Here is a 7,045-nt window from a genome sequence, read left to right on the forward strand (position 1 = left end):
TGGTGCGACATCTTGCTGTGGAACTTGGTCCGAAAGGAATCAATGTTAATACCTTAAGTGCGGGCGCCGTCGATACTGAAGCCCTTAAAAAATTCCCTAATCGCGACGAAATTCTTGATACGGCCAGGGCGCGTACGCCGCTTGGCCGTTTGACAACACCGGAAGATGTTGCTGATGTCAGTCTTTTTCTGTGTAGTGAACTGGCTAACATGATCAGCGGCCAGACCATCGTGGTTGACGGCGGCTATTCGATCAGGGCCTGATTTTGGCGTTTGATGAGGGTAGCTTTTTGGGAAGAGAAAAGACAAACAATCGAATGACGAATTACGAATAATCGAAGGAAAAGCCTTTTGAATGTTCGAGGCAAGTATGATTACATGTCGTTCTTGATCGACGACTAAATAATAATTTTTGTCGAAAGCAGTTCTGTTTGAATGATCGTAGTTCGAGTATTCGTAGTTCGATTGTTGCAGTTAAATTCAAACCATTTAAACCGATAACCCTCCCAATGCCTCTCTACAAAACCCTAAAGCCTTTCATTCTCGCCTCTGCCTCACCTCGTCGCCAGGAGATGTTGAGATCTCTTGGCCTTGATTTTCAAGTCCGGGCCGCAGAAGTTGACGAGTGCCTTCTGGCAGAAGAATCACCGGAAAAATACGTTCAACGTGTTGCTGGAGAAAAGGCCAAAGCCATCGCTGTGACCGTGCCGGAAGTATGGGTCATTGCAGCTGATACAGCGGTTGTGATTGCCGATGAAGTTCTAGGTAAGCCAAGCGACAGCAGTGCAGCGCTTGCCATGCTTAAACAACTTTCCGGCAAGAGGCATCGAGTGCTTTCCGGCTTTTGCATCAGCTGTTTTCAGCAAAACAGATCGGTTCAACAAATTTCTGAAACAGAAGTCTGGTTTAATGATCTCTCTGATGATATTCTGGCTGCTTATGTGAAAACGGGTGATCCGCTTGACAAGGCAGGTGCCTATGGGATTCAATCATTTGGCGGGGTTTTGGTTAAAGAGATCTTTGGATCCTACAGCAATGTAGTTGGTCTGCCGCTTGCCGAAATTACCAACGAAATGTTGCGATTGGGGATTATTGGCCCCGGTTCTTGAGCATTCGGTGGTATGCCACACTGCGCTTACACTCGGTTAGCAGAGTGTTGCACAGAGCAAGATTGATCACAGTCAGCAAGATGGCAATCAGGCTAATCCTCCCTTGATTTATGAGGACATAGCTGGTGTTTGCGGCAACATCAACAAGGATGAATATCCGTATTGGTTTTACCCAGCTCAGGCATAACACCGAGCCGGTTCTTTCTGTCCTCTTAAATAAATTCCTACAGCAAACCATAGTGTGAAATGGTGCTCCATGCGTATTGTCAAAATTCTTTAGCGATGACCACTGACTTTCAGCCATATTCCGAGGTGGCTGAAAACCTTAGAACCCGTTAATTAGGTGTAAGGTTAAATGGAGAGTGGACTGTTGACAGGGGAAGCCTGTTGAGAGTATCGCTTAGTTTGAAATATTTGACAACCTCTGTTTTTCCAGTTACTTGTTTGTCGTCGCGGTATCAGTGAACTTTCATTCTGAAACGAAGTCGAGTTTAAGGCTTGGAACTATCTATGAAGAGACTGTTTTTACTACTGCCAATCATATTGTTACTCCTTCTATCGCTCGTGGCTACAGCGCCTGACCAGGTGTTTGCAGAGGAAATACAGGAGTCCTGGGAGCAGATACAGTTCAGTTATCATCTGGGCTATGCTGCTGAGGGCAAGGTGTTTGCTCAGTTTAGCCTTGGGAAGGCCTATGAACAAGGCTCTGTTGTCGAACGTGATTATGGGCTGGCAAGGCATTGGTATGCTAAGGCAGGGGAACAGGGGCACGTTGAATCACAATATAACCTGGGACGCCTGTATGAGACTGGTGCGGGTGCTAGCCCTGATTACGAGCTGGCCAGGCACTGGTACATGAAAGCGGCAGAGCAGGGAAACCTTGAGGCGCAATACAGTTTAGGACGTATGTATGGTTCGGGCACTGGTGTCGTCCAGGATTACATACAAGCGAGGCACTGGTACACAACGGCCGGCGATCAGGGACATGGCCAATCCCAGTATAGTTTAGGTCGTATGTACGAGTCCGGTGCTGGTGTTAAGCTGGATTATGGGCAGGCGATAGACTGGTATACTAAGGCCGCAGAGCAGGGCCATACTGAGTCACTGTATAGTCTTGGCCGTATCGGTGAATCTCGTGCTGATGATAGCGATGAATACTCGAAAGCAGTTCAGTGGTATCTCAAAGCCGCGGTGCAAGGTCACGCTGAAGCTCAATATAGCCTCGGGCGAATGTATGAGGTTGGAACTGGGGTTAGTCAGGATTACGCCCAGGCCCTGCGTTGGTTTACAAAGGCTGGAGAAAAGGGACATGCTGAGTCGCAATGTCGGGTAGGGCGCATCTATCAGGAGGGACTGGGCATTGGTCAGGATTATAAGCAAGCTATACACTGGTACACAAAGGCAGCTGAGCAGGGTAATGCCACGGGGCAACATAATCTTGGCTATCTGTATGCCAGAGGTTTTGGCTTTGAAAAAGATTTGGTCTCTGCCTATGCCTGGTGGACGATTGCGGCATTGAAGCAGGATCAGAAGGCGATTGCCAATAAGACACTTGCCGACAATATTTTGACTCCGCAGAAAATTTCTGAAGCCAAAGAGTTATCCAGAAGACTCTATGCAGAAATTTATGGGGAAGATTATAACTCCTTGTAGATCCAGTTATAAAGAGTTTTTCTCTCTGAGAGATTTTTCTGCAAAAGAATCTATTTCGTATCTGATTTCTTCGAAGCTGAAGCTGCCTTGAATACGCGCTATAATGACATCTCTTGAGTCAATAAGATAAACAACCGGCAAAATTGTGGTCTTTGTCAGTTTCATCGATTCCATCGCCTTGTCTACCAGCACCGGAAATGAAACAGTTTTGTCCCGCAGGAAATCCGCTACATTTTTTTTCTCAAAACCAACATTAATCACGAAAATAGCAAGTTTATCTCTGTCATAATATTGGTATAGTTTCTCCATCTCGGCAAAATCACTTTTACAGAAGCGGCAACCAAGGGTCCTGATGGAAATTAGACGCATCTCGGCCGAAAATTGCGCGGGAACAGCCACTGTTTCTCCTGAAAGGTTTTCAACCGAAAGTGCGGGAAACGTGGCGCCGGGACCTAACGCCTCCGGCCTTGTGCATCCTGTAAGAAAAACAAGGCCAGTAAAGAATAGATAAAGCAGTGATTTCATAAAAGTGAATTCGTGATGAGTGTATATAACAATATAACAGGATTTTTTGTCCTGGGGCTTCTCGGAGGATTTGGGCACTGCGTCGGGATGTGCAACCCCTTTGTCCTCTACATCGCCTCCCGCTTCAGTTGTAAGGAGAAATCCGGCAAACTGCAACTCCTTCTTCCGCATATAACCTATAATTCGGGGCGCATTACAACATACATCTCGTTAGGATTATTCTGTGGAATCCTGGGTAAAATTAGTGGTGATCTGATCCGAATCCAGGGCTTTGCTGCGATTGCTGCCGGAATATTTTTAGTGTTGTATGGTCTTTTTGGTCTTGTGGGGAAGAATCTTTTAAAAAAAGCTGAAAGCATAACTTTAGTAACTGCCATTATCAACAGTATTCGCAAAGTTGAACCAAGCAGTCCGTTTCTGCTGGGAATCACCCTTGGCTTTATGCCCTGTGGTTTAGTCTACAGTGCTCTAGTCAGTGCTGTTGCGCTTGGGAGCCCATTAGCAGGAGGCTCAGCCATGGCAGCATTTGGCTTGGGCACATCTGTTGCGATGCTGACGGCAGCACTGTTCGGAAACTATATTATCTCAAAACGCGGGATTTTTAATAAACTATCCATGCTTTTGCTGATCGGGATGGGCATCTATTTTATCGTTGCTGCCCTCTGAGTTATCGCGCCCAATAAGGTTTTCCTCTTCATCATCGTCAAAAATTCGGTATTTTGGACCCTCAATATCATCAAACTGGCCGCTCTTCACACCCCATACAAAGAACAGCCAGGCCGCAACTCCCAGAAAAAGGGAAAACAACAAGAGCATAACCGCTGTCCAGATCATGAATCAGCCCCTGAGTTGTGTTTGCGGAGGAGAAGGGAGTTGCCAACGACACATAAGGAGCTTAAGGCCATGGCCGCCGCACTGATTATAGGGTGCAGCAGTCCCAGAAAGGCGGCAGGCAAAACGAGCAGATTATAGCCGAAGGCCCAAAACAGATTCTGCTTAATTGTTGAGAATGTCTTGTCGGCCAAAATCAGTGACTCTGTTACTAAGTTGAGATCATCTCGCATAAGGACAATATCCGCACTATCCATCGCAATATCAGTGCCTTTGGCAACTGCAATACCTACGTCGGCGGTTGTTAAAGCTGGGGCGTCATTAATGCCATCACCGACCATGGCAGTCCGATAACCGGCTCTCTGTTGATCTTCGATATAGGCAACTTTATCTAAAGGCATGGCCTCATACCGGTAATCATGCATCTCAACAGCCGATGCAACCCTGCTTACAGCAAGCTGTCGGTCCCCTGAAACCAGTGAGCTTTGAATGCCAAGTTTTTTTAGCTCTAAAACCATACTCGAAGCCTCTGGCCGGAGTTTGTCGGTAATATTGAATATTGCCAGCAGCTCTGTGCCCTGTGCAAGATAAATAAGAGTTTCACCTCTTTGTTGAAAGTCAGCGTTCGCATCATCAATCACCACGCCTGATTTCAGCATAAAAGGAAGACTGCCTAAAAGATACTCTTTTGCCTCAACTGTTCCGCTGACACCTAAGCCGATATGCGCTTTAAATTCCTTCACAGGGTAAAGATCACGTGCCTTGTATTCTCTTAAAAATGCCTTGCCGATTGAGTGTTCGGAACCAGACTCCAAGGATGCTGCCAGCAATAAACAGTGTTCCTTGCTGGTTTTTCGCCCCAGAATATCTGCTTCGGCAACGGCCATCTGGCCGGTTGTTAAGGTTCCTGTTTTATCGAAAACAACCCGCTTGATTTTGCTGGCATGTTCTAAAATGTCACCGCCCTTGTATAATATTCCTCTGCTGGCTCCAATTCCAGTACCTACCAGAATTGCCAGAGGCGTTGCAAGGCCAAGTGCACAGGGGCAGGCAACAATTAACACCGAAACCATTCGAATAACAGACTCCTCAATAGAATGCTCGTTAAGTGCCATGAAAAATGCAGCGGCAGCAACCAGCAGTACCGCTGGTACGAAATATCCTACGATTCGATCGGCCACAGCTTGAACCGGGGCTTTTCTCGACTGGGCCTCTTCAACCGACTTAATGATTTGGCTCAGAACAGTTTCGGCAACGGTATGCGTAACCTTGACGACGATTCTGCCGTTTAAGTTAGCTGTTCCCCCCAGAACGGGGGCGCCAACCTTTTTGCCTAATGGGCGCGACTCCCCGGTAAGCATCGATTCATCTACTTCGGAGCTGCCATTGATTACTATACCGTCTAAAGGAATACGTTCACCGGGCAAAACGATGATCTCTTGGCCAACCGTGATGCTTTTGACAGGCTGATAGATATCTTCCTCAAGTCGTGCCTGATCCGGGACTAAAGAGGCCAAGGCACGGACTGCGCCAGCAGCTTTTCTTCGGGCGCCCGATTCAATTAATCTGCCAAGGAGAATCAAGGTGATAATCATCACGGCGGTGTCGTAGAAGATTTCACCGCCAATTACGGTCTGGTAAATTGACAGGAAATAGGCTGCCCCAACGCCCAGAACAATTAAAAAATCCATGCTGAAGTGAAATGATTTCAGCCCGCCGATGGCACCTTTTATAAATGGTTTGCCGCTGAAGAAGACAACTGGAGTGGCAACCAGGCCGGCGGCAATTTGCAAAATCAGACGCATGCCAGGATCCATGCCTTGGAAATAGCCCGCATAAAGAGCCATGGAATAAATCATTAATTGCATGGATAAAAAAGCCGCAGTTCCAAAAAGAATGAGCAGTTCGCGCCCTTCCCTGTTTTCCATCTCATTGCCGTCGACAGGATGGGGGGTATAGCCATGTCTCTGTATTTGAGTCAGTATCAGCGGGAGGCTGGTAGTGGATGGCTGCCAAACAATCTTGGCCCTGTTGGTCGCATAGTTCAGCTGGCATCTTTCTACACCAGCAATCTTACTAACAACCTTTTCGATTAGCCAGATGCAGGAAGCGCAACGGATACCGCTTAATAAAAAATCAATTGAGAGGGTGCCGTTTTTTTCTTCGATGATTCTTTCTGTGAAAAGCTCGATATGAATCGTGGCGGTTTCTGGTGGGCCACTGGTCCAGCCCTGCCTGCGGCTATAGTAGGAGTTGAGTCCTTCTTCGTTAATTAACTCAAAAATTCCACGGCAGCCACTGCAGCAAAAGGGAAGTTGCCTGCCTGCTTTATTTTCAAGATACAAAGCATCATGGGGGCTGATTTCAAGCAGGCAGTGGGTGCATTTAACCTCATGCTCTGTGGAGGTACTATCCATTTAAGCCATCACTCAGTCATCATCAAGCATTGTATACTTGGCCTCTTCAACCTCATCTTTTCTCTTTGGTGAATAGAAGTAGATGATTATGGCTACAAAAACCACAACGAGAAGTAATCCGTACATCATTATCAGGTTCATTGTTATTTGCCCTTTTCAATGTAAAGTTTAAATGTGTGCAGCAAGGTCTCGCCATTGTATATGATTTTTACGTCAACAAGCCAGTGCCCGTGAACAGGCAGATCAACAGTGGCTAGATACTGCCCTGGGCTTTTCTCTGGGGCTGATTGACTGGGGAGGCCATCTGGTTTTGTGAGCAGGGAAAATTCCATTGATACCTGAGCCCCTTGCACAGGGATCCCTTCATTGTCAACAATCAACAGTTCGACCGTTCCTGGGGCGCCGGCAACAACGAGATTGTTCTTGACGGAAAAATTCCAGCCGAGTTTAGCAATTTTTTCAAGTTCAACAGGGTATTGCATTCCTTTCTCGTAAGCATTATCAACGTCGC

At 46.8% G+C, this 7,045-nt stretch carries 8 protein-coding genes and 1 pseudogene (1 of these 9 cut by a window edge); 4 read left to right on the plus strand and 5 right to left on the minus strand.

Annotation, left to right across the window (positions count from 1 at the left end; genetic code table 11):
* The 3 genes and pseudogenes from HQK80_05330 to HQK80_05340 form a co-directional block, all read left to right on the plus strand.
* Positions 1-263, plus strand: a pseudogene (locus tag HQK80_05330) (SDR family oxidoreductase); it begins 493 nt to the left of the window's first position.
* A gap of 245 nt (positions 264-508) precedes the next feature.
* Positions 509-1,108 carry a septum formation inhibitor Maf gene (maf, locus tag HQK80_05335; GenBank protein ID MBF0221639.1) on the plus strand — a complete coding sequence of 200 codons (600 nt, stop codon included), beginning with the start codon at positions 509-511 and terminating at the stop codon, positions 1,106-1,108.
* 510 nt (positions 1,109-1,618) lie between these two features.
* The gene (locus HQK80_05340; GenBank protein ID MBF0221640.1) at positions 1,619-2,761 is read left to right on the plus strand and encodes a sel1 repeat family protein; all 1,143 of its coding nucleotides are present in this window, start codon (positions 1,619-1,621) and stop codon (positions 2,759-2,761) included.
* A gap of 6 nt (positions 2,762-2,767) precedes the next feature.
* Here HQK80_05340 and HQK80_05345 read toward each other — a convergent pair whose 3' ends face one another.
* On the minus strand, positions 2,768-3,286 hold the full coding sequence (locus HQK80_05345) for a TlpA family protein disulfide reductase (GenBank protein ID MBF0221641.1): 519 nt from the start codon (positions 3,284-3,286) through the stop codon (positions 2,768-2,770).
* A 15-nt stretch (positions 3,287-3,301) separates the two neighbouring features.
* Between HQK80_05345 and HQK80_05350 the strand changes: the two genes are divergently transcribed.
* A complete protein-coding gene (locus HQK80_05350) occupies positions 3,302-3,952 on the plus strand; it encodes a sulfite exporter TauE/SafE family protein (GenBank protein ID MBF0221642.1) in 651 nt (216 codons plus the stop codon).
* On the opposite strand, the gene ccoS is transcribed toward HQK80_05350, so the two are convergent.
* From ccoS to HQK80_05370, 4 genes are all read right to left on the minus strand, one after another.
* The gene (gene ccoS / locus HQK80_05355) at positions 3,896-4,120 is read right to left on the minus strand and encodes a cbb3-type cytochrome oxidase assembly protein CcoS (GenBank protein ID MBF0221643.1); all 225 of its coding nucleotides are present in this window, start codon (positions 4,118-4,120) and stop codon (positions 3,896-3,898) included. The two genes, HQK80_05350 and ccoS, sit on opposite strands and share 57 nt — an antisense overlap.
* Complete coding sequence (locus HQK80_05360) at positions 4,117-6,534, minus strand: heavy metal translocating P-type ATPase (GenBank protein MBF0221644.1); 2,418 nt, start codon at positions 6,532-6,534, stop codon at positions 4,117-4,119. The genes ccoS and HQK80_05360 overlap by 4 nt, the downstream gene beginning before the upstream one ends.
* 12 nt (positions 6,535-6,546) lie before the next feature.
* The gene (locus tag HQK80_05365; GenBank protein ID MBF0221645.1) at positions 6,547-6,675 is read right to left on the minus strand and encodes a cbb3-type cytochrome c oxidase subunit 3; all 129 of its coding nucleotides are present in this window, start codon (positions 6,673-6,675) and stop codon (positions 6,547-6,549) included.
* 2 nt (positions 6,676-6,677) lie between these two features.
* Positions 6,678-7,045, minus strand: a 368-nt coding sequence (locus HQK80_05370) for a FixH family protein (protein ID MBF0221646.1), incomplete at its 5' end; no start/stop codon positions are given.

This window comes from Desulfobulbaceae bacterium, assembly GCA_015231515.1.
Classification (GTDB): domain Bacteria; phylum Desulfobacterota; class Desulfobulbia; order Desulfobulbales; family VMSU01; genus JADGBM01.

Excerpts from the sequence above, each read along its gene's own strand:
- maf (MBF0221639.1), top strand. The coding sequence starts at position 509 with ATGCCTCTCTACAAAACCCTAAAGCCTTTCATTCTCGCCTCTGCCTCA.
- HQK80_05340 (MBF0221640.1), top strand. The coding sequence starts at position 1,619 with ATGAAGAGACTGTTTTTACTACTGCCAATCATATTGTTACTCCTTCTA.
- HQK80_05345 (MBF0221641.1), bottom strand. The coding sequence starts at position 3,286 with ATGAAATCACTGCTTTATCTATTCTTTACTGGCCTTGTTTTTCTTACA.
- HQK80_05350 (MBF0221642.1), top strand. The coding sequence starts at position 3,302 with ATGAGTGTATATAACAATATAACAGGATTTTTTGTCCTGGGGCTTCTC.
- ccoS (MBF0221643.1), bottom strand. The coding sequence starts at position 4,120 with ATGATCTGGACAGCGGTTATGCTCTTGTTGTTTTCCCTTTTTCTGGGA.
- HQK80_05360 (MBF0221644.1), bottom strand. The coding sequence starts at position 6,534 with ATGGATAGTACCTCCACAGAGCATGAGGTTAAATGCACCCACTGCCTG.
- HQK80_05365 (MBF0221645.1), bottom strand. The coding sequence starts at position 6,675 with ATGAACCTGATAATGATGTACGGATTACTTCTCGTTGTGGTTTTTGTA.